Origin of the sequence: Streptomyces spinosisporus (genome assembly GCF_022698145.1) — a bacterium.
Lineage (GTDB): Bacteria > Actinomycetota > Actinomycetes > Streptomycetales > Streptomycetaceae > Streptomyces > Streptomyces spinosisporus.
In genome coordinates this window covers 96,244-116,569 of the sequence record NZ_JALDAX010000006.1, presented here as the reverse complement: position 1 = coordinate 116,569, position 20,326 = coordinate 96,244, and the positions used below count along the sequence as shown (strand labels likewise).

The window sequence follows — 20,326 nt, the reverse complement described above, 5'->3', positions numbered from 1 at the left end:
CCTCTGCCACAGGACGCCACGTGCCCCGCGGACGCGTTCACATTCGGCCGGGTCCACCTTCACGCCCGGCCCGTCGGAAGACGAGCCTGTTCAGGGCCCCTGCGATAGCCTTCGCACGTGCAGAGCGGACAGGAAGAGGACGTACAGGACCGGTGGTCGGCGGTGCTGATCGCCTCCTCTGCCGGGGGCATCCAAGGGCTCGGTACGCTGCTGGGCGGGCTCGAGGCCGCGCTGCCCGTGCCGATTCTGGTGGCCCAGCACCTCAACCGCGCTCGTGAGACGCGCATCGTGAACATCCTGTCGCGTTCCACCGCCCTCACCGTCAAACTCGCCGAGGACGGCGAGGAGCCCGCACCCGGCACCGTCTACATCGCTCCGCCCGATCGGCACCTGTGCATGCGCGCCGACGGGTCGCTGTTCCTGACCAGGGAGGAACGGGTCAACTACGCCCGCCCGGCCGCTGATCCACTCTTCGAGTCGGCGGCGCAGGTGTACGGCAAGGGTGTCATCGGCTGCGTACTCACCGGCTCGGACAGCGACGGCGCCCGGGGCGTGGAAGCGGTCAAGGCCCACGGGGGCACGGTCATCGTGCAGGACCCGGGAACGGCCGAATTCCACGGCATGCCCAAAGCTGCCGTCGGTACGGGCCAGGTGGACTTCGTGCTGGCTCTCACCGACATCGCCCCAGCCATCACCCGCCTGATGCAGAGCCCGCCATGACCCACCCGATTCCCCGTTCACCATGGCTCGCCTCATTCGACCAGTGACGAGCCCGGCGTGAGCGTGGCGTCCGGTTCAGCCCGGGGCCTTCAGGGGTGTGGCCGCCAGGGCCTGGGCGACGCCGTAGAGGTTGTCCGCCATGGCGCGTGCCGTGCTGTGGGACCAGTCGCGGCCTCGCTGCTCCTCAAGGTAGTCCGGGCCCGGTCCGGGGCCGAGGTGCCAGTACGTCCAGGCCTGGCCGGGGATCGTGTAGCCGATGTCCGCCAGCGCCCCGGAGATCTCGCTGATGACATGGTGGGCGCCGTCCTCGTTGCCGGTGACGACGACGCCGGCCACGCGGTTGTAGGCCACGGGACGTTCCTGGTCGTCCGTCTCGGACATCATCGCGTCCATGCGTTCCAGAACGCGCTGCGCCACGGAGGAGGGACGGCCCAGCCAGGTGGGGGAGGCGATGATCAGGATCTCCGCTTCCAGGAGCTGTTCGTGGACGCCGGGCCATTCGTCGCCGCCTCCCGAGTCGGTCACGACGCCGGGCGCGATGTCGAGGTCGACGGCCCTCACGTGCGTCACCTTCACGGCATGTTCGGCCAGTCGCTCGGCGACCACTGTGGCCAGGGCCTCGGTGTTGGAGGGCTCGGGTGACTTCTTGAGCGTGCAGTTGACAATGAGTGCTTTCACGTCGGCTCCGATGTCGGGGAGCGGCGTCGGACACGCCACTGCTACGGGGCGTAGCGCGGCTCCCCAGGCTCGCGGTCAGAACCCGGGGAACCTGGCCGGGCGGGCCCCCGCGGGGAACTCGGCCGACCCGGCCTCACCCCCGAGTCCCCCAGCCCTGCGCCCCCATGCAGACGTACGGAATCAGCCGGAGGCCTGGGAAGACGACTGCCCGCTCCGAGCCTGGGAAGGCGCCCTACGATGACCCTTCAACAATGGAGCCTCAAGTGACTATGGGTCCCGACCGGCCCGCCCACGCGGTCCAGGCACCGCAGACGCCTGACGCGACGATCGACCAACTGGAGGCCGAGGTCATGCAGCTTCGGCGGGCAGTGGACTCCCATGCGGTCATCGACCAGGCGCTGGGTGTGATCGTGACCGTGGCCCGGGTGACGCCCGACGAAGCCTGGGACATCGTCCGTGAGACGTCCATGTGCACCAACATCAAACTCCGGCGGGTGGCGGAGTCGCTGGTCGCCTGGGCGCGCTCCGGCGAGCTGCCGACGCCGATCAGGGACGCGTTGACCGCCCGGCTGAACCGTCCCTTGGACAGGTGACCAAGCCGGGCGAAGCCGAGCATGGAGGGACGCGATGGACCTGGAGACTGTCGCGGACGAGCTGTACGGGCTACGACCGGACGACTTCACCTCCGCTCGGGACGCGCGGGCGGCCGAGGCTCGTGCGGCGGGCGATCGTATGCTGGCCGGGAAGATCGGCAAACTGCGTCGGCCCAGCCTGTCGGCCTGGGCGAGCAACCTCCTGGTCCGTGAGCAGCCGGATGAGACCGAATCGCTGCTACGCCTGGGCGAGGGTCTGCGGCAGGCACACCGTGATCTGGACGGGTCGCAGCTGCGTGACCTCAGTCGGCAGCAGCATGTCGTGATCAACGAGCTGTCCAGGCAGGCACGCCGCCTGGCGGACCAGGCCGGGCACCCGATCAGCGACAGCGCCCAGCACGAGGTGGAGACCATCCTGCATGCCGTGCTCGCCGACACCGGAGCCGCCGAGGAGTGGGCCACGGGGCGCCTCGTCAAGGCCTTCGACGGGGTCGCGGGGTTCCCGGCGACCGCCGAAGGGGCCCGCCCGCGGCCCGCCAAACCCACACCTCGCCCCGCGAAGGCCACACCCCGGCGGGAGTCCAGACGCGACGCCGCCCGGGCCAAGGCCGACCAAGAACACCGCCGCCGACTCGAAAAGGCCCGGCAAGAGGCCGAGGCCGCCGAGCGCGACCTGAACGCACGCCAGGACGAGGCCGCGCAGGCCGCCCGGCAGGCGGACGACGCACAGTCGCAGGCGGACACGCTCCAGCAGCGCGTCAGCGAACTGACCGAGGAACTGAGGCGGCTGGAGAAGGAACAGCAGCAGGCCGAAACGGCCGTACGCAAGGCACGCGACGAGGCCAGATCCGCCGACCGCGGGGTAAGCGAGGCTCGCCGGCGCGCCAAGACCGCCACCGAGCGGGTCAGACGCCTGACGGCTGAGGAGCCACGCGGCTGACGACTGAGGAGCCACGCGGCCGACGGCTGAGGAGTCACACGCCTGACGGCCAAGAGGAACTGATCGCAACGGTCATGCGCATCAGCCGCGAAACCTGTCCCGCCGTACGAGCATCCGGCCGATGACGGGGTATACGGCGGAGATGACGATGCTCCAGAACGACATGGCCGCGACGAACGCGGGCGGCGTCATCGCCGTCCTCGTCGTCGGACTCGTCCTGGTGGGTGGGCTCATCTGGGCCATCAGGTTCGGTATGAAGGCACGCCGTCGTGAGCCGCGGGCCCCACGGCGCGGAGAGCACCCCACCCTGCCGTCGAGCGGACCTGTGCACGAGACCCACCAGGTGCGGGAGCCGCACGAGGTACCCCGGGCAGCCGACGAGAGCGAGCGGCTCACCCCACACGAACTCGGCGCCCCCGGCAGCACGCGAAGCCCGGATCAGCGACGACGGCGCTGGTCCCGGGGCTCGAGCGGTTCCTTCGGCAGCGGCGGGTCGGGCGGAGAGTAGGGCGATCGCCGAAGCTCCCGCGCCCTCGCCGCGCGCCGAGCCGCACTACCTGGCCGTGAGGAACTCCTTCGTGGCCAGCGGACGGTTCACGATGCGGATGTCACCGACGTTGCCGTGGAAGACGATGTCGATCTCGCCCGCGTACTCATGGCCGCCCACCAGCCAGGGCAACCCGAGCGACGTGAGGCCGTTCGACTCACGGTTCGGATTGTCGACCACCGGGGCGCTCTCGACGTACAGCCGAGTACGACGGCCGTCGTTGACCACCGCGAGGTGCCACCACTTGAGCTCCACCAGGCCGTGGCCCCAGTTGGTCGTCGGGTAGGTGTTGTTGAGCGGATAGTGGTTGAACTGCGGCTCGCGGCCGTTGTTCGAGATGGCCAGCTGGACCAGGGGCTCGCCCGGGTCGGTGTTCTTGCCGTGCTTGCCGGCCGCCTCGGCCGAACCCCGGCGGCTCAGTATCGCCGCCCAGCCGTTCTTACCGGCGTCCCAGTCCAGCGGCATCATCACGAACGTCTCGACGGTGTACCCGGACCTGAACGTCTCCTCGTTCAGGGGAGCGTGGGCTCCCGTGGTGAGGTAGGTGCCGTGGAGCGGGTTCCTGCCGCCGGCGAACTTCAGGCTCGCGTGGCCGGGTTGGTCGGGGTGGTGGTCGGCGGACCAGGTGAGCGCGTCGGCGGCCGTGCCCGGCACGGTGGCCACCGTCAGGTCGTTGCCCGTGCCGGACAGGTCGCGGATCGTCTGGCCCGCGGTGAGCGGCGAGCCGGGCTTGCCCTGTCCGTCGAAACGCCAGTACGCCACCGTGCCCCTCACCAGTTCCCTGGCGGCCGGCCTGGAGGGTCGCACCGGAACCGGAATGAATCCGGAGAACCGCTTCTCGAAGTCGATGGCGATCGAGAAGTCGTCGACCGGGCCGCTGATCCGGGCGTGTTCGGCGGCCAGTTCCGTGCGGGACTCCGGGTCCTGGGCCAGGATCCAGGGGTTGATCGTCTCGACGTCGATCGTGTTGCGGGCCAGGTCGAAGTGGTAGAGCCGGATCATGCCACCACCGCCGAAGTAGCGGTTCTGGTAGTTGGTGATGTGCATGTGCACGTCGTTGCCGGCGGCGTTCTTCTTGGTCGTACGGCCCGAGGGCCAGTAGTGCCCGTTGAGGGTGAGGAAGATCTGGTCGTTCTCGTTGATGAGCCTGTCCCAGATCGTCTTGCCGTAGTCGGAGAGCGCGGCGTTGTTCTCCGGGTCGCCCGACTCGTACGGGAAAACGTTGTCATCGTAGTCCGAGTAGACGATGTCGTGGGCAGTGAGGATGACCGGCAGCTTGGGGTGCGCCTTGATGACCTCGTTGGCCCATGCGAAGCCCTGGTCGGTCGTCCGCCAGTCCAGAGCCAGCACCAGCCATGAGCGACCGGCGGCCTGGAAGATGTGCGCCGTGTTGTAGCCGGTCGGGTCCGCCCCCGCGAACGTCTTCGCGCGCCTGAACCGCTGCGGACCCAGAGTCTGCAGATAGGGCGTGTCGCCGCGGCTGTCGTCACCGGACACGTCGTGGTTGCCGGCCACCACGCTGTACGCGGCACCGTGTGCGTCCAGCAGGGCGAAGGCCTTGTCGACCTGCTGGAACGATGATGCGTCGGCGTCCTGGGTCAGGTCACCGAGGTGCGCCATGAAGACGATGTTCTGGTTGGAGTCGCTGCTGTTGTCGATGATGTAGCGGAACGACTCCTCCTGCGGCGTCCGGTTGACGCTGTCCTGGCTGCCCCAGTACAGGAACTGGGTGTCCGGCATGACCGCGAGGGTGAACTGCAGGGCGGTCGGATCCGGTCTCCACGGGCCCACCTTGCCACCCTTGCCGGCGTCCGCCGCGACAGCGGGCGTGGCACCGAGCGCGGACGTACCGACACCCAGGGCCGCCGTTCCGGCTCCGGCCAGTGCCGCGTTGCGCAGAAAGCCCCGCCGGCTGTGACCGGCCATACCCTCTGACGGAGTGTCATCATGAATGCACATAAAGGCCTCTTCCGAGTGGGTCGTTGAACAGCGACGACGCTACTCAGGAGCGGCCCGGACCGGGCGGACGTCAGATGACAAACGGAGATCAGGCGTTTCCCGGAATGGAAAGCCGACGTCAGACTGTGGCCGGGAGCTGATCGGTTGGTGAGCGGAAGGTGACGGGCTGGTTCGGCGTCGCCCGGCCGCGTATTCGATGCTCGGTTCAGCCGTCGCTTCGGCTGCCGTTGCCGCTGCCGTTCTTATTGGCCCGCACCGAACGCCTGTAGGCGAGCGGGGATTGGTGGACCAGTCGGGCGAAGTGCTGACGGAGTGCGATGGCCGTGCCGAACCCGCAGTGCCGTGCGATCTGGTCGACCGAGAGGGTGGTCGTCTCGAGCAGCTCCTGTGCGTGGTGGATGCGTAGCCGCAGTCGCCATTGCATGGGTGTCGTGCCGGCCTGTTCGCGAAAGCGCCGGTTCAGGGTCCGGGGGCTGACCCCGGCGTGCGTCGCGACATCGGCGAGGGTCAGGGGTTCGCCGAGATGCTCACGCATCCACCGCATGGTCGGTTCGAGCGAGTCGCCGCCGGGGTGCGGTGCCTTGTGCACGACGAGCTGGGCCTGCGCGGCATCACGCTGGGGTGTCGCCACGAAGTGCCGGGCGACGTCGTCAGCGACCGCGGAACCGAAGTCCTGGCGGATCAGGTGCAGACAGACGTCCGTGCCCGTGGCCGCTCCCGCAGCAGTGACCAGTCGGCCGTCCTGGACGTAGAGCACGTCCGGGACGACGTGCACCGCTGGGAAGTTCGTCGCGAAGGCTGCGAGGTCGGTCCAGTGGCATGTGGCGCGGCGGCCGTCGAGGAGTCCGGTTCGGGCGAGGACGAACGCGCCGCTGCAGATGGCCACCACGCGTGCGCCCCGCTCGTACGCGGCCGACACGACGCGCAGCACCTCGGCGAGTTCGGCCGTGGTTGCGACTGCGGGACCGGCTGCGGGTTCGACCCCAGGCATGGGCATGCCCGGGAGGACGACGGTGTCGGCGTCCACCGCCTCGGCAAGGTCGTACAACGCCGAGAGGCGGAACAAATCCGCACCGCCCACGCCCGTGACCATGAGTTCGGATGGCCGGCCGCAGACTTTGACCTCGTACAACGGTGCGCCGAGAAGTGCCCCGGGCGCCTTGCCCACCGAATGCGCGGTGCCGAATACCTGACCGGGCACAATGAGATCAAATCCGGCGACTCCATCGACGGCTATCACGGCGACCCGATGCATGGCGACAACCTATCGAAACGCGGCACGCCGTCGACTGTTCGGACAGGGTCGGATTCGTCCATTATCGAGGCGCGCTGCCGGCCGTTTCACAGCCAATGCCGCAGCCACGTCCAGGCAGGCGCGAGAATGATCGCAAACGGAGAGGGAGCTCGGCATGCGTAAGATCGTCAATTCCACCTACGTCACTCTGGACGGCGTTATCCAGAATCCCCAGAACTGGCCCTCGACGGGCGGTTTCGGGGAGAAGGGGAACGACATCCAGCTGCGGCTGCTGGAGAACAGCGACGCGGTACTGATGGGTCGACATACGTACGACAGTTTCGCCGCCGTGTGGCCCGGCCTGGCCGGTATGCCCATGGGGGACCGGATGAACGCCCTGCCGAAGTACGTCGTCTCGACCACACTCACCGACCCGGCGTGGAACAACACGACCGTCATCGACCGCGACCCTGTCGACGCCATCGCCGAACTGAAGCAGAAACCCGGCGGGCACATCGTGCAGTACGGATTCGGTCAACTCGCGCACGAACTCATGGCGAACGGACTCCTGGACGAACTGCGCCTGTGGGTGCACCCCTTCATGCTCGGCACCGGCACGGGCAGCAGCGATCTCCTTTTCCGGTCCGGAGCCACCGCCATGTTCGACCTGGTCGACACGGCCCCACTCGACAGCGGCATCGTCCTGCTCACCTATCGAACCCGGCCTGCCGAAGGGGCAGTTTGACCGATGGACATCGAGCGGCTCATCAAGCGCCTGCACCTGCCCGAGGGGTGGGGTGCCCCGCGGGAGCTGGTCTACGAGGACATCCGCGCCGACGCGCTGACCCGTGACCACCTCGACGACGATGTCCGCGGGATCAACGCCAGCCTCGACATCATCCGCCGAACCCGCGGCGGATCCTGGCCGGTCGAACCGGTCACCGCCGACTTCAATTTCGTCGACCTCGTCTGGCACGAATGCGAATTCCGCGAGGGGGAGTCGTTCGCCTACGCCGTGTACGACTCCGGCGGCCACTATCTCGGGTGCTGCTATCTGTATCCGATGGGCCGACGGACCCGTCTCACCGAGGACAAGCTGGAGTACGACGTCGACGTGAGCTGGTGGGTGACCCCCGACGCCTACGAACGCGGCCACTACCTCACCCTCTACCGGGCTCTCCGCCATTGGGTCGCCACCGATTTCCCGTTCGCGAAGCCGTACTTCTCCAACAGGGAGGTTCCGGTCTACGGTTGAGCATGCCGATGAACGATCTCCGTTTCCGAGCGGTGGACGACGACGCCTCGATCCGCGACTGGCAATACGTCCACAACCTGATCATTCCGGGCGACGTGCTGTCGCTCGACGACGTGCGCGCCCGTACCGGCCGCAATCGTATGGAGGTCGCCCACCTCGGGGACGTCCTGATCGGCTGCACCACCGTGCGCCCGCCGACCGAGGACAACGGCGCCACCGCGACCGTCATCGCGCGGGTTCTGCCCGAGCATCGCCGCCGTGGCCTGGGTACTCGACTCTACGAGCGCGCCATGGGTCAGGCTCGCGCGTGGGATGCGCAGGTGATCGAGACCGTGGTGCTGGCCTCGAATCCGGACGGGCTGCGCTTCGCCGAACGGCACGGCTTCGTCGAACTCGAACGCTATCTGCTGCGCGAGGGCGACACCGTGCCCTGGATCGACCTCCGTCTGGCCTGAGCCGGCGTACGACCGTTCCGTGAACCGGGCGGCCGACGGCGCCTACGTCGTGTCAACATGGCCGTATGGCACAGGACATGAGGGTGCGTCGGCTCGATCTGGGGTACTTCGTGCGGCCCGCGTCGGAGGCCGGTGGCCCGCATCCGAGGGTCGAACCTGTGCTTGCCTATCTGGTGCAGCACGAGAACGGCCTGATCCTCTTCGACACCGGTATCGGCAACGCGGACCCGGAGACCGAAGCCCACTACCGTCCCCGACGTCGAGACCTGCGGGACGCCCTGTCGGCGGCCGGAGTCGCGCCCGAGGACATTTCCCTGGTCGCGAACTGCCACCTTCACTTCGACCATTGCGGTGGCAATCCACTACTGGGCGGCAAGCCCATCCTGGTCCAGGACGTCGAACTGACCACCGCCCGCAACGGCGATTACACCTTCGACGAACTGATTGATTTCCCCGCCGCGGCCTACGAGGAACTCACCGGCGAAACGGAGGTCTGGCCGGGCGTCTGGATCATTCCGACACCCGGGCACACCCAAGGGCACCAGTCGCTGGTCCTGCGCCAATCCGACGGCACCGTCGTCCTCGCCGGCCAGGCGCACGACTTCGCTTCCCATTTCGCGTCCGATCAACTGGCCCGCCGGGCGGCACTGGACGGCGTGGCGCATCCGCTGCCCCCGTACCCGCACTGGCTGGAGCGGCTCGCCGAATTCGACCCGCGTCGCGTCCTCTTCGCGCATGACTGCTCGGTCTGGGAACCGGCGTAAGGCGATTTCCGGGCCCCCAGTACTTCTCCTTTTCCGCTGCCATTCGGCGATGCCGCACCGCCAAAACAGGGCATAAGCGGACAATGTCGGTCAGTTTCAGGTCGACCCTTGACTTGTCGCGCTCTCTGCCTTGAGGCTACGGGGCAATCATTCAAACCGGTTTAAACGCCGGTTCGACACCTCACCCCTGCCGTCGAACGAACGAAAGCGGTGCGCGCATGACCCGTCGTCCCACCATCGGTGACGTGGCGAAGCTGGCCGGAGTCTCCCGCGCCACCGTGTCGTTCGTGCTCAACAACCGGCCCGGCGTCGCCGTGGACACCCAGCGGCGCGTTCGTTCGGCTGCCGAGGAGCTTGGGTGGACGCCGAGTTCCAGCGCCCGCGCGCTGTCCACGGGCCGGGCCCGGGCCGTGGGCCTGGTGCTTGCCCGCGAGCCGGAGCTCATCGGCACCGACCCGTTCTTCCCCGCGTTCATGGCGGGCATCGAGACGGTCATATCGGAGACCGGCGACGGCCTGATGCTGCAGATGAGCCGCCCCGAGAACGAGGTGGACACCTACCGCAGGCTCGCCGCCGACCGGCGCGTGGACGGCGTCTTCCTCACCGACCTGCGCGCCGACGACGCGCGTCCGGCGCTGGTCGCCGAACTGGGCCTGCCGGCGGTGGCCGTGGGGGCGCCGGACTCCGGCACCGGTCTGCCGTCGGTCAACCTCGACGACCGTCCCGCCGTCCGCGAGGCCGTACGCCACCTCGTCGACCTGGGACACCGCGACATCGCCCACGTGGCCGGGCCCGACGAGTTCGTCCACGCCCGGCGCCGCCGCCAGGCCTGGAGCGACGCGCTCGCCGAGGCGGGGCTGCCCGAAGGGACGTTACTGCCGGGCGGCTTCACCGCCGAGGGCGGAGCGCGGGCCACCCGGATGCTGCTGGAGCGCCCGACCCCTCCGACGGCCATCGTCTACGGCAACGACCTGTCGGCCACGGCCGGGATGGCGGTCGCCCAGGACGCCGGGCTGCGGCTGCCGCAGGACCTGTCCGTGGTCGGCTTCGACGACGTACCGCTCGCCTCCTACACCAACCCCCCGCTGACCACCTGCCGAGCCAACCCGGTCTCCTGGGGCCGGGCGTCCGCCCAGGCGCTGGTGCAGCTGATCGAGACCGGCACCACCGCCGACATGGACCTCGAACCGGCCACCCTCGTGGTGCGCGGCTCCACCGGCCCGGCGCCGGTGCGCTGAGACAGACGACCCGCGGCACGCCGGTGCGCCCGTCCCCGGGACGTGGCGGGCGACCGGCACCGGCCGAGCCGTACCGCAAGCCATTCATCCAGCAAGAAACGGAACCTCCAATGAAGAAGGCGATCCTCGTCATGCTGCCGGTGGCCGCGTTGACGCTCTCCGCGTGCGGCAGCGGCGGATCCGACTCCGGCGCCTCCAACGACGCGCACGGTCCGATCACCGTCTGGTACTCCAACAACGCGCAGGAAGTCGCGTGGGGCAAGAAGATGGTGGCGGCCTGGAACGCGGCGCACCCCAAGGAGAAGGTCACCGCCCAGGAGATTCCGGCGGGCAAGAGCTCCGAAGAGGTCATCGGCGCGGCGATCACCGCGGGCAACGCCCCCTGCCTGATCCTCAACACCGCCCCGGCCGCCGTACCGGGCTTCCAGAAGCAGGGCGGCCTGGTCCCGCTCGACGACTTCCCCGACGGCAAGAAGTATCTGCAGGACCGCGTCGGCAGCAGGCTCTCGCAGTACGCGTCGCCGGACGGCAAGTACTACCAGATGCCGTGGAAGAGCAACCCGGTGATGATCTTCTACAACAAGGAGCTGTTCAAGAAGGCCGGACTCGACCCGGAGCACCCCAAGCTCTCCAACTACCAGGACTTCCTGGCCACTTCGCGCAAGCTGGTCGCCGCCAAGGCCGCCAAGGCGGCGATCTGGCCGGCCCCCTCCTCGGAGTTCTACCAGTCCTGGTTCGACTACTACCCGATGTTCACGGCGCAGACCGGCAAGCAGCTGGTCGAGGACGGCAAGGCCCAGTTCGCCTCGCCCGACGGCATCAAGGCCGCGCAGCTGTGGAAGACCATGTACGCCGAGCACCTGGCGCCGAACGAGACGTACAACGGCGACGCCTTCGCCGACGGCAAGGCCGCCATGGCCACCGTCGGCCCCTGGGCGGTCTCCGTCTACGGCGACAAGGTCAAGTGGGGCGCCGTGCCGGTACCCACCTCGGACGGCGCCCCCGGCAAGGGCACCTTCAGCGACGAGAAGTCCATCGGCATGTACAGCTCCTGCAAGAACCGCGGCACCGCCTGGGACGTCATGAAGTTCGCCACCAGCAAGGAGCAGGACGGCAAGCTGCTGGAGGCCACCAGCCAGATGCCGATGCGCACCGACCTGACGAGCGCCTACCCGCAGTACTTCGCCTCGCACCAGGACTACAAGGTCTTCGCGCAGCAGGCGGAACACACCATCGAGGCGCCCAACGTGCCCAACTCCGTCGAGGTGTGGCAGACCTTCCGGGACGCCTACACCAAGGCCGTGATCTTCGGCAAGGGCGACCTCACCGCGACGCTCAAGGACGCCGCGGCCAAGGTGGACAAGCTCGCACAGGACCAGTGAGCGCACGCCATGTCCTCCACCACTTCTGACGTCCGCCCCCGGCGGCCCGCCGGCCGGGGGACGACGAAGTCACCCGCGCCCCGCCGGTCATGGCGGGTGCGCCTGGGCGGCCACCAGCCCATCGGCATGCTCTTCGTCTCCCCGTACCTGCTCTACCTCGCGGCGATCTTCGTGTATCCCCTCGGCTTCGCCGTGTGGATGTCCTTCCACGACTACTTCTTCGCCGCCCCCGGCGTACAGGTCGACCGCCCCTTCGTCGGCCTGGACAACTACACGACGGTGCTGACCGACCCCGACGTCTGGCGCTCCTTCCTCAACATCGCCGTCTTCCTGGTCATCAACGTGCCGCTGACCACCGTCGGTTCGCTGGTGCTGGCCAACGCGCTGAACAAGAAGCTGCCCTTCCGGTCCTTCTTCCGCACCGCCTACTACATCCCCTACATCACGGCCAGTGTCGCGGTCGTCGGTGTGTGGCTGTTCCTGTTCAACAGCGACGGCCTGGTCAACCAGGCGCTCGGCCCGCTGGCCCCGAGCCCGTCCTGGCTGGTCAACTCCCATCTCGCGATGCCGGTCGTGGCCGTCTTCGTGGCATGGAAGCAACTGGGCTTCTTCGTCGTGCTCTATCTGTCGGCACTGCAGAACGTGCCCCAGGAGCTCTACGAGTCGGCGGCCCTCGACGGCGCCGGGAGGCTGCGCATCTTCCGCTCCATCACGGTGCCCGCCGTACGGCCCGCCACCCTGCTGGTGCTGATCCTCGCCACCATCACCGGCGCGAACCTCTTCACCGAGCCCTATCTGCTCACCAGCGGCGGCGGCCCCGACGGCGCGACGACCTCGCCCGTGCTGCTGATGTACCAGCGGGGCCTGCAGCAGGGCCACCCCGACGAGGCGGCGGCCATCGGCGTGATCCTCGTCGTGCTGATCACCGCCGTCTCACTCGGCTACCGACGCCTCGTGGAAAGGGACTGAGATGACCACCGACGTCGCAGCCCGCCCCACCGGCGAGCGCCCGGCCACCGAGCGCACCCGACGCCCCCGCACCCGGGCGATCGGATCGCGGATCGCGCTGCTCGTCGGCGCGTTCGCCTTCCTCTTCCCCTTCTACTACATGATCGTCGGCTCCCTCCAGAAGGAGCCCGACCCCAGCCCCTCCGGGGCGTTCCCGAACCCCTCCAACCTGAGCCTGCACAACTACGCGGCCATCGACTCGGCCATCTCACTGGGCCGTTCGCTGGTGAACTCCGGCATCTTCACCGGCGGTGTCATCCTCTGCACCACCGTGTTCGGCCTGCTCGCCGGCTACGCCCTGGCCCGACTGCACTTCCGCGGCCGCGGCTCGACCTTCGCGCTGGTGCTGCTGGTCCAGGTCGTGCCCTTCCAACTGCTGCTGATCCCGCTGTACGTGCTGATCGTGCGCGACTACGGCCTCGCCGACTCCTACCTCGGCATGATCCTGCCCTTCGCGATCAACACCAGCGCCGTCTTCATCTTCCGCCAGTTCTTCCTGCAGCTGCCGGCCGCCATGTTCGAGGCGGCCCGCATCGACGGTGCGGGCGAACTGCAGATCCTGTTCCGCATCGCGGTGCCGCTGTGCAAGCCGGCCCTGATGTCGGTCGTCCTGCTCAGCTTCACCGGCCCCTGGAACGAGTTCCTCTGGCCGTTCCTCGTCACCAAGCAGCAGGACATGCAGCCGCTGGCGGTCTCACTGGCCAACTACATCAGCACCGTCGCCTCCGCGGCCGCCAACCCCTTCGGCGCCATCCTCGCCGGGGCCTGCGTCCTGGCCGCCCCGGCGGTCGCCCTCTACCTCGCCTTCCAGAGCCGCTTCACCTCCACCGACCTCGACTCAGCAACGAAGGGCTGACGTTTCGTGTCCCACAGCACCACCCCTCCCGTTCCCTACGCCCTGACCCGAGTCGGCGTCGTGATGTCCCCGCTGCCCGGCGAGGCCAACGAGACCGAAGGAGTACTCAACCCCGCCTCCGGGCGCACCCCCGACGGCCGGCTGCACCTGCTGCCGCGCCTGGTCTCCGAGGGCAACGTCTCCCGCGTCGGCCTCGCCGAGGTCGTCGTACAGGACGGCGTGCCCACCGGCGTCGAGCGCCGCGGTGTGGTCCTCGCACCCGACGCGGGCTGGGAGCGCGGCAAGAACAACGCCGGCGTGGAGGACCCCCGCACCACCTGGATCGAGGACCTGGGCCGGCACGTGATGTCGTACGTGGCCTACGGACCACTCGGCCCCAAGCCGGCCCTCGCCGTCTCCGAGGACCTGGTCCACTGGGAGCGTCTGGGCCCCGTCCAGTTCGCCTACCAGCCCGACCTCGACACCGACCTCAATCTCTTCCCCAACAAGGACGTCGTGCACTTCCCCGAGCCCGTGCCGGGGCCGGACGGCGCGATGTACTACGCCATGCTGCACCGCCCGATGTGGGACCTCGGCTGGTTCCGGCCCGGCGAGGGCGTGCACCTGCCCGCGGGCGTCAGCGACGAGCGGCCGGGCATCTGGATCTCCTACGTGCCGGTCGACGAGGTCAAGCAGGACCTCGGGGCCCTGACGCGGCCGCGCCACCACCGCCTGGTGGCGCTGTCCGAGTACCCGTGGGAGGAGCTCAAGATCGGCGCCGGTCCGGCTCCGATCCGGGTCGACGAGGGCTGGCTGCTCATCCACCACGGCGTCTCGGGCACCATCGAGGACCCCTTCGCGCAGGCGCAGACGGTCAACTACGCGGCCGGCGCGATGATCCTCGACCCGTCCGACCCCGCCCGTGTCATCGCCCGCACCGCCGAACCGCTGATGGCCCCGGAGACCGCGGAGGAGCGCTCCGGCACCGTGCCCAACGTGGTCTTCCCCACCGCCGTCGAGGAGATCGACGGAGTGCGCTACGTGTTCTACGGCATGGCCGACGCGCACATCGGCGTCGCCCGCCTGGACCGGTCCGCATGACACCCGGCGGCACCCGGTACGGCGTCGCCCTGGTCGGCTGCGGCGCCTTCGGCACCTTCGTGCTGGACGCGATCCGCGACATCCCCGCCCTGCGCATCGTCGCCTGCGCCGACGCCGACCGGCAGCGGGCCCAGGTCCTCGCCGACCGGTACGGCGCGGCCGTCCACACGAGCGTGGAGGACCTCACCGCGGCCGCGGACGTCGACGTGATCGTCCTGGCGACCCCGCCGGCCGCACACGCGGACGCCGCGGTCACCGCGCTGCGGGCGGGCAAGCACGTCTTCTGCGAGAAACCCATGGCGCTCACCGTCGAGGACGCGGCACGCGTCGAGGCGGAGAGCCGCACCTCGCGCGGGGTGTTCCTGGTCGACCACGTGCTGCGCTACAACCCGGTCCTACGGCTGCTGCAGCGGCTCGTGCAGGAGCAACTGCTCGACCCGTTGCGGCGGTTCGCCTTCGAGAACGACGCCTCCGACGAGGACCTCGGCCCGGATCACTGGTTCTGGGACCCGCTGCGCAGCGGCGGCATCCACGTCGAGCACGGCGTCCACTTCTTCGACGCCGCCAACGCCCTGATGGGCAGCGACCCGATCCAGGTGCAGGGCACCGAAGTACGGCGCGCCGACGGCCCGGTCGACATCGTGGTGGCCACCGCCGTCCACCCCGGCGGCGCCGTCGCCACCCACACCCACTCCTTCACCCACGCCCACCGCGCGGAGCGCCAGTTGATGCGCCTCGATTACGGCTTCGCCGAGGCCCGCGTCACCGGCTGGATCCCGACGTACGCGACGATCACCGCCTGGACCGACGAGCCGGGCGCCGCCCGCTGGGAAGCCCTGCCCGCACGCGCCGGCGAACTGCTCGCCGTCGACGGTCTGCGGCCGCACGGCCAGGAGCGCGTGACGGTGTCCGTGACCCGCAACGCCGGGCCGTCCGAGCCGGCCCGCGGCAGGGGAGTGGCACGCAGTGTTCCCCACCGGGTCGAGTGCGTCATCGACCTGGGCGGGGAGGACCGCAAGCAGCATGTGTACGCAGAGAGCGTGCGGGCCGCCATGACGGACCTCCTGCACTGCGCGGAACACGGCGGCACCCCGCAGGCCGACGCCACGGCCGGGCTGACCGCGGTGGCCGTGGCCCGGGCGGCGACCCGGTCGGCGCAGAGCGGCCGCACCATCACCCTCACCGCTCCGGTCGCCGCAGGCACGCGATGACGGCGACGCCCGCAACCGTCTCACCCACCCCGTGGTGGAGGGACGCCGTCTGCTACGAGATCCACCCACGGGCCTTCGCCGACGGCAACGCGGACGGCGTCGGCGACCTGCCCGGAGCCACCGCCCGCCTGGACCACCTGGCCCGACTCGGCGTGGACGCGGTGTGGATCACGCCCTTCTACCCCTCACCGCTGGCCGACGGCGGCTACGACATCGCCGACCACACCGCGGTCGCGCCCGACCTCGGCACCCCGGCCGACTTCGCCGCCCTGGTGGCGAAGGCACACGGGCTCGGCATCAAGGTCCTCGTGGACGTGGTCCCCAACCACACCTCGCACCAGCACCCCTGGTTCCGCGAGGCGGTCGCCGCCGAGCCCGGGTCCCCGGCCAGAGAGCGCTACCTCTTCCGCGAGGGCCGCGGGGAGAAGGGCGAACTGCCGCCCAACGACTGGCAGTCCGCGTTCGGCGGCCCCGCCTGGACCCGGATCGACGAGGCCGACGGCCTGCCGGGCCAGTGGTATCTGCACCTGCATGCCCCGGAGCAGCCCGACCTCGACTGGCGCAACCCCGAGGTGACCGCCGAGTTCGAGCGGATCCTCAGGTACTGGCTGGACCGCGGCGTCGACGGCTTCCGCGTCGACGTGGCGCACACCCTCTTCAAGACCGAGGGACTGCCCGACGCCGGCCCAGGCCAGCACCAGGACATCCACCGCAACCACCTGATGCCCTACTACGACCAGGACGAACTGCACCCGCTGTTCCGTACCTGGCGGGCACTCCTCGACCAACACCCCGCCCCCGACGGTGCGGTGGCCCCGCGCGAACGCGTGATGGTGGCCGAGGCCGGCATCTTCGACCGCGAGCGGCTGACCCGTTACGTCGCCCCCGGTGAGATGCAGCAGATCTTCAACTTCGCCTTCCTGGAGTGCCCTTGGGACGCGCGGGAGATGCGCGAGGTGGTCGAGCAGTCCGCCCGCGCCATGCATGCGGTGGGTGCCCCCGTCACCTGGGTCCTCTCCAGCCATGACGCGATCCGGCCGGTCACCCGCTACGGCGGCGGGCGGGCCGGCGAACGACGCGCCCGTGCCGCGGCCCTGCTGATGCTGGCCCTGCCCGGAGCGGCGTACGTCTACCAGGGCGAGGAACTGGGCCTGCCCCAGGCACACATCCCCGACGACCGCATCCGCGACCCGCTGTGGCAGCGGTCCGAGCACCGCGACCGCGGACGCGACGGCTGCCGGGTGCCCCTGCCCTGGACGGGCGGCGTTCCGCCGTACGGCTTCAGCGACGCGGCCCCGGAGGCCTGTTGGTTCCCGCAGCCCGCCGACTGGGCCCAACTCACCGTCGCGGCACAGGAGAACGACGAACACTCCATGCTCACGCTCTACCGGACCGCGCTGCACCTGCGCCGCGCACACCCGGCCACGGACACCGCGGTGCGCGTCCAAGGCCCCGCGCACGGCGAGTGGTTCGCCTTCGACCGGTCACCCCGCCTGCGATGCCTCGTCAACTTCGGGCCACAGCCCGTTCGGTTGGCCGACGGTGCCCGCGTCCTGCTGTCCAGCGCCCCTCTCGACGGCCGCGACGTCCCCCAGGACACCGCGGTCTGGACCACCTTCGAGGAGTCTTCGCAGTGAACGACAGACCAGGCGTCGACCTGACCGCACTGGTGAAGGCGTACGACGTCCGAGGGACCGTCCCCGACCAGCTCGACGAGGAGCTCGCCCGGCTGTTCGGTGCCGCCTTCGTCGTGACGACAGGTGCCGACGCCATCGTGACCGGCCACGACATGCGGCCCAGCTCACCCGCGCTGGCCCGCGCCTTCGCGCACGGCGCCGCCGCCCAGGGGGCCGACGTCACCGAGATCGGCCTGTGCTCCACCGACGAGCTGTACTTCGCCGGCGGCACCCTCGACCGGGCGGGCGCGATGTTCACCGCCAGCCACAACCCCGCCCGCTACAACGGCATCAAGATGTGCCGGGCGGGAGCCGCACCGGTCGGTCAGGACACCGGTCTGCGCGAGATCCGTACGCTCGTGGAACGCTGGGCGGCCGGCGAACGGCTCCCCGAACCCCGGCGCCCGCAGGGCTCGATCACCCGGCGCGACATGCTCGACGCGTACGCGGCCCACCTGTTGTCGCTCGTCGACGTCCTGGCCGTACGTCCGCTCAGGATCGTGGTCGACGCCGGCAACGGCATGAGCGGTCTGACCGTCCCGGCCGTCTTCCGCAAGGTCCCGGTCGAGATCGTCCCCCTCTACTTCGAACTCGACGGGACCTTCCCGCACCACGAGGCCAACCCGCTGGACCCCGCCAACATCGTCGACCTGCAGCGTGCGGTGCGCGAGCACCAGGCCGACCTGGGGCTGGCCTTCGACGGGGACGCCGACCGGTGTTTCGTGGTCGACGAGAACGGCGACGCGGTCACCCCGTCCGCCGTGACCGCGCTGATCGCCGCGCGACTGCTGGCCGATCACCCGGGCAGTACCGTGCTGCACAACCTGATCACCTCACGGGCCGTGCCGGAGGTGGTCCGCCAACTTGGCGGCACACCCGTCCGCACCCGGGTGGGCCACTCCTTCATCAAAGCCGAAATGACCCGCACGCACGCGGTGTTCGGCGGTGAGCACTCGGCGCACTACTACTTCCGCGACTTCTACAACGCGGACACCGGCATGCTCGCCGCCCTGCACGTCGTGGCCGCGCTCGGATCACAGCCGCGGCCGCTGTCCGAACTGATCCGGCCGTACCAGCGCTACCCGTCGTCGGGCGAGATCAACACCGCTGTCACCGACCCGAGTTCGACCCTCGCGGCCGTACGCGACCACTTCGCCGCGTACGACGGAACCAGCACCGACGACCTGGACGGCCTGACCGTCTCGACACCCACCTGGTGGTTCAATCTGCGCCCCTCCAACACCGAGCCGCTGCTGCGGCTCAATGTGGAAGCGACGGACGTGCCCACACTGGACCGGGTGCGGGACGAGGTGCTCGCGCTCGTTCGCACCGGCGGTATGCCCTCACCCGGACGTGCGATGCAGGGCTGAGCCCAGTTGCGCGCCCGTCGTGGGCGCGGCCAGTGTGCCCGGACCGAAGCTGACCGATCCGTCGGCGGTGACTCCGGACGTGCCGGTGGGCAGGACCCACACGGAGCCGGAGCCGCTGTTCTCGCCCGGCGCGGAGACGACGACGTATCCGGGGACGACGGCCGTGGCCCCGCCGAAGCGGTCGTTCTCCTCGGCCGCTCCCGGCACCCCGGCCGTGTTCTGCGTGAAGGCTTGCGCCCCCGCGCCGGTGAGGCCGGCCCGGCCGCCCTTCAGGACGACGAACATGCCGGCGTCCTTCGTGGTGCCGACGTCCTCTCCGGGCACGCCGGTGACGACGTCTGCGTAGCCGTCCTGGTCGACGTCGGCGACCGACACGTCGCTGCCGAAACCGTCGCCGCTCTCACCCGTGCCCGGGACGTCGGGGGAGTCCTGGCCGAGCAGGGTGGCCCTGGGCGCCGGTCCGTCAGGGGTGCCCCGCACCACTCCCACCAGTCCTCCGGCGCCCGACGTGCTGCGCCCGAAGACGACGTCCTGGCGTCCGTCGCCATCGATGTCGCCGAGACCGACACTGTCCACCGACGCGGTGTCGGGGGAGGCGATGCCCGGTCCGGCCACGAGGCCCGAGTGCGTGCCTGTGAACAGGCGCAGGCGGGGCGCGGCCGTGGTCGACGGGCTGCTGCTGACAACCAGATCGGTGATGCCGTCGCCGTCCAGGTCGCCTGCGGCCATCGCGTAGATGCGGGCGTCCGCGTCCGCGAGGGCGCTGCTGCGGGCGGGCCCGGCGGTGCGGTCGAAGGGGCCGTGCAGCACGCGGTCGCCGGTGACCAGGTCGATGTGTCCGTCACCGTCGAAGTCGCCGGCGCGGGTGGGTGACGTTCCCTGGACGGTGGTGGTGGCCGTGGCGAGTCCGCCGACGCTGCCCCACAGGATGGTGTAGCGCCCGACGTTCTGCGCGTCGCCGATGTCCTCACCGGGGGAGGAGACGACCAGGTCGGTGAAGCCGTCCGCGTCGAGGTCGGCCGCCGTGAGCGTGCTGCCGAAGCGGTCGTCCGTCTCGGCCGTGCCCGGAACTCCGTACCGGTTCTGGCTGACCAGTTGACGCTTGACGCCGTTGGGGCCCTCGGCCATTCCGTAGTCGACGGCGACGTAACCGGCGCCGGCCTTGCCGTTGACGGTGCCTCCCGGGGCACCGATGGCGACGTCGGCGTATCCGTCGCCGTCGAAGTCGGCGCGTGCGGATGCGGTGTTGCCGGACACGGGCGCGTCCGGCGCGGTGCCATCGGTCCGGGGAGCGGCGAACGCCGGCCCTGTGATGGCCGCGAGGGCCATCGCTGCGATCACGGGCAGGTGGGATCTTCGG

The 20,326-nt window shown here is 69.8% G+C and carries 20 protein-coding genes; 16 read left to right on the top strand and 4 right to left on the bottom strand.

Annotated elements, in window-relative coordinates; all coding sequences use genetic code 11:
* Positions 1–117 precede the first annotated feature (117 nt).
* Positions 118–720 carry a chemotaxis protein CheB gene (locus tag MQN93_RS17930; protein ID WP_242710266.1) on the top strand — a complete coding sequence of 201 codons (603 nt, stop codon included), beginning with the start codon at positions 118–120 and terminating at the stop codon, positions 718–720.
* A gap of 75 nt (positions 721–795) precedes the next feature.
* Here the strand turns inward: MQN93_RS17930 and MQN93_RS17925 are convergent, their stop codons facing one another.
* Complete coding sequence (locus tag MQN93_RS17925) at positions 796–1,398, bottom strand: flavodoxin family protein (RefSeq protein WP_242710265.1); 603 nt, start codon at positions 1,396–1,398, stop codon at positions 796–798.
* A gap of 269 nt (positions 1,399–1,667) precedes the next feature.
* On the opposite strand from MQN93_RS17925, the gene MQN93_RS17920 reads away from it, so the two are divergent.
* The 3 genes from MQN93_RS17920 to MQN93_RS17910 all read left to right on the top strand — a co-directional run bounded on the left by MQN93_RS17920 (position 1,668) and on the right by MQN93_RS17910 (position 3,439).
* Positions 1,668–1,991, top strand: coding sequence for an ANTAR domain-containing protein (locus MQN93_RS17920; protein WP_242710511.1), 324 nt, complete (start codon positions 1,668–1,670; stop codon positions 1,989–1,991).
* A gap of 34 nt (positions 1,992–2,025) precedes the next feature.
* Positions 2,026–2,931: a hypothetical protein gene (locus MQN93_RS17915; RefSeq protein WP_242710264.1), complete on the top strand. Its 906-nt coding sequence runs from the start codon at positions 2,026–2,028 to the stop codon at positions 2,929–2,931.
* A gap of 121 nt (positions 2,932–3,052) precedes the next feature.
* Entirely contained in the window at positions 3,053–3,439 is a 387-nt protein-coding gene (locus MQN93_RS17910; RefSeq protein WP_242710263.1) for a DUF6479 family protein, read from the top strand.
* A 45-nt stretch (positions 3,440–3,484) separates the two neighbouring features.
* On the opposite strand, the gene MQN93_RS17905 is transcribed toward MQN93_RS17910, so the two are convergent.
* The gene (locus MQN93_RS17905; protein ID WP_372504381.1) at positions 3,485–5,437 is read right to left on the bottom strand and encodes a LamG-like jellyroll fold domain-containing protein; all 1,953 of its coding nucleotides are present in this window, start codon (positions 5,435–5,437) and stop codon (positions 3,485–3,487) included.
* A gap of 205 nt (positions 5,438–5,642) precedes the next feature.
* On the bottom strand, positions 5,643–6,692 hold the full coding sequence (locus MQN93_RS17900; RefSeq protein ID WP_242710261.1) for a GlxA family transcriptional regulator: 1,050 nt from the start codon (positions 6,690–6,692) through the stop codon (positions 5,643–5,645).
* 154 nt (positions 6,693–6,846) lie between these two features.
* Between MQN93_RS17900 and MQN93_RS17895 the strand changes: the two genes are divergently transcribed.
* From MQN93_RS17895 to MQN93_RS17840, 12 genes are all read left to right on the top strand, one after another.
* Positions 6,847–7,416, top strand: coding sequence for a dihydrofolate reductase family protein (locus MQN93_RS17895; protein ID WP_242710260.1), 570 nt, complete (start codon positions 6,847–6,849; stop codon positions 7,414–7,416).
* A gap of 3 nt (positions 7,417–7,419) precedes the next feature.
* On the top strand, positions 7,420–7,926 hold the full coding sequence (locus MQN93_RS17890) for a GNAT family N-acetyltransferase (protein ID WP_242710259.1): 507 nt from the start codon (positions 7,420–7,422) through the stop codon (positions 7,924–7,926).
* An 8-nt stretch (positions 7,927–7,934) separates the two neighbouring features.
* On the top strand, positions 7,935–8,381 hold the full coding sequence (locus MQN93_RS17885) for a GNAT family N-acetyltransferase (protein ID WP_242710258.1): 447 nt from the start codon (positions 7,935–7,937) through the stop codon (positions 8,379–8,381).
* A gap of 65 nt (positions 8,382–8,446) precedes the next feature.
* Entirely contained in the window at positions 8,447–9,145 is a 699-nt protein-coding gene (locus tag MQN93_RS17880; RefSeq protein WP_242710257.1) for an N-acyl homoserine lactonase family protein, read from the top strand.
* A gap of 218 nt (positions 9,146–9,363) precedes the next feature.
* Positions 9,364–10,383 carry a LacI family DNA-binding transcriptional regulator gene (locus tag MQN93_RS17875; RefSeq protein ID WP_242710256.1) on the top strand — a complete coding sequence of 340 codons (1,020 nt, stop codon included), beginning with the start codon at positions 9,364–9,366 and terminating at the stop codon, positions 10,381–10,383.
* 110 nt (positions 10,384–10,493) lie between these two features.
* Positions 10,494–11,765: an extracellular solute-binding protein gene (locus MQN93_RS17870; protein WP_242710255.1), complete on the top strand. Its 1,272-nt coding sequence runs from the start codon at positions 10,494–10,496 to the stop codon at positions 11,763–11,765.
* Positions 11,766–11,774: 9 nt separating this feature from the next.
* Positions 11,775–12,734 carry a carbohydrate ABC transporter permease gene (locus MQN93_RS17865; protein ID WP_242710254.1) on the top strand — a complete coding sequence of 320 codons (960 nt, stop codon included), beginning with the start codon at positions 11,775–11,777 and terminating at the stop codon, positions 12,732–12,734.
* 1 nt (position 12,735) lies between these two features.
* Positions 12,736–13,629: a carbohydrate ABC transporter permease gene (locus MQN93_RS17860; protein WP_242710253.1), complete on the top strand. Its 894-nt coding sequence runs from the start codon at positions 12,736–12,738 to the stop codon at positions 13,627–13,629.
* 63 nt (positions 13,630–13,692) lie between these two features.
* On the top strand, positions 13,693–14,709 hold the full coding sequence (locus MQN93_RS17855) for a glycoside hydrolase family 130 protein (protein ID WP_278190928.1): 1,017 nt from the start codon (positions 13,693–13,695) through the stop codon (positions 14,707–14,709).
* Positions 14,706–15,920 (top strand): Gfo/Idh/MocA family protein, encoded by a 1,215-nt coding sequence (locus tag MQN93_RS17850; RefSeq protein WP_242710251.1) that lies wholly within the window; start codon positions 14,706–14,708, stop codon positions 15,918–15,920. The genes MQN93_RS17855 and MQN93_RS17850 overlap by 4 nt, the downstream gene beginning before the upstream one ends.
* A complete protein-coding gene (locus tag MQN93_RS17845; protein ID WP_242710250.1) occupies positions 15,917–17,557 on the top strand; it encodes a glycoside hydrolase family 13 protein in 1,641 nt (546 codons plus the stop codon). Before MQN93_RS17850 ends, MQN93_RS17845 begins: the two co-directional genes overlap by 4 nt.
* Positions 17,554–18,966, top strand: coding sequence for a phosphomannomutase/phosphoglucomutase (locus tag MQN93_RS17840; protein ID WP_242710249.1), 1,413 nt, complete (start codon positions 17,554–17,556; stop codon positions 18,964–18,966). Before MQN93_RS17845 ends, MQN93_RS17840 begins: the two co-directional genes overlap by 4 nt.
* Here MQN93_RS17840 and MQN93_RS17835 read toward each other — a convergent pair.
* Positions 18,940–20,307 carry an FG-GAP-like repeat-containing protein gene (locus tag MQN93_RS17835; RefSeq protein WP_242710248.1) on the bottom strand — a complete coding sequence of 456 codons (1,368 nt, stop codon included), beginning with the start codon at positions 20,305–20,307 and terminating at the stop codon, positions 18,940–18,942. The two genes, MQN93_RS17840 and MQN93_RS17835, sit on opposite strands and share 27 nt — an antisense overlap.
* Positions 20,308–20,326: the final 19 nt, after the last annotated feature.

Excerpts from the sequence above, each read along its gene's own strand:
- MQN93_RS17880 (WP_242710257.1), top strand. The coding sequence starts at position 8,447 with ATGGCACAGGACATGAGGGTGCGTCGGCTCGATCTGGGGTACTTCGTG.
- MQN93_RS17920 (WP_242710511.1), top strand. The coding sequence starts at position 1,668 with ATGGGTCCCGACCGGCCCGCCCACGCGGTCCAGGCACCGCAGACGCCT.
- MQN93_RS17845 (WP_242710250.1), top strand. The coding sequence starts at position 15,917 with ATGACGGCGACGCCCGCAACCGTCTCACCCACCCCGTGGTGGAGGGAC.
- MQN93_RS17905 (WP_372504381.1), bottom strand. The coding sequence starts at position 5,437 with ATGTGCATTCATGATGACACTCCGTCAGAGGGTATGGCCGGTCACAGC.
- MQN93_RS17900 (WP_242710261.1), bottom strand. The coding sequence starts at position 6,692 with ATGCATCGGGTCGCCGTGATAGCCGTCGATGGAGTCGCCGGATTTGAT.
- MQN93_RS17865 (WP_242710254.1), top strand. The coding sequence starts at position 11,775 with ATGTCCTCCACCACTTCTGACGTCCGCCCCCGGCGGCCCGCCGGCCGG.
- MQN93_RS17895 (WP_242710260.1), top strand. The coding sequence starts at position 6,847 with ATGCGTAAGATCGTCAATTCCACCTACGTCACTCTGGACGGCGTTATC.
- MQN93_RS17885 (WP_242710258.1), top strand. The coding sequence starts at position 7,935 with ATGAACGATCTCCGTTTCCGAGCGGTGGACGACGACGCCTCGATCCGC.
- MQN93_RS17860 (WP_242710253.1), top strand. The coding sequence starts at position 12,736 with ATGACCACCGACGTCGCAGCCCGCCCCACCGGCGAGCGCCCGGCCACC.
- MQN93_RS17875 (WP_242710256.1), top strand. The coding sequence starts at position 9,364 with ATGACCCGTCGTCCCACCATCGGTGACGTGGCGAAGCTGGCCGGAGTC.
- MQN93_RS17890 (WP_242710259.1), top strand. The coding sequence starts at position 7,420 with ATGGACATCGAGCGGCTCATCAAGCGCCTGCACCTGCCCGAGGGGTGG.
- MQN93_RS17850 (WP_242710251.1), top strand. The coding sequence starts at position 14,706 with ATGACACCCGGCGGCACCCGGTACGGCGTCGCCCTGGTCGGCTGCGGC.
- MQN93_RS17855 (WP_278190928.1), top strand. The coding sequence starts at position 13,693 with ATGTCCCCGCTGCCCGGCGAGGCCAACGAGACCGAAGGAGTACTCAAC.
- MQN93_RS17910 (WP_242710263.1), top strand. The coding sequence starts at position 3,053 with ATGACGGGGTATACGGCGGAGATGACGATGCTCCAGAACGACATGGCC.
- MQN93_RS17915 (WP_242710264.1), top strand. The coding sequence starts at position 2,026 with ATGGACCTGGAGACTGTCGCGGACGAGCTGTACGGGCTACGACCGGAC.
- MQN93_RS17870 (WP_242710255.1), top strand. The coding sequence starts at position 10,494 with ATGAAGAAGGCGATCCTCGTCATGCTGCCGGTGGCCGCGTTGACGCTC.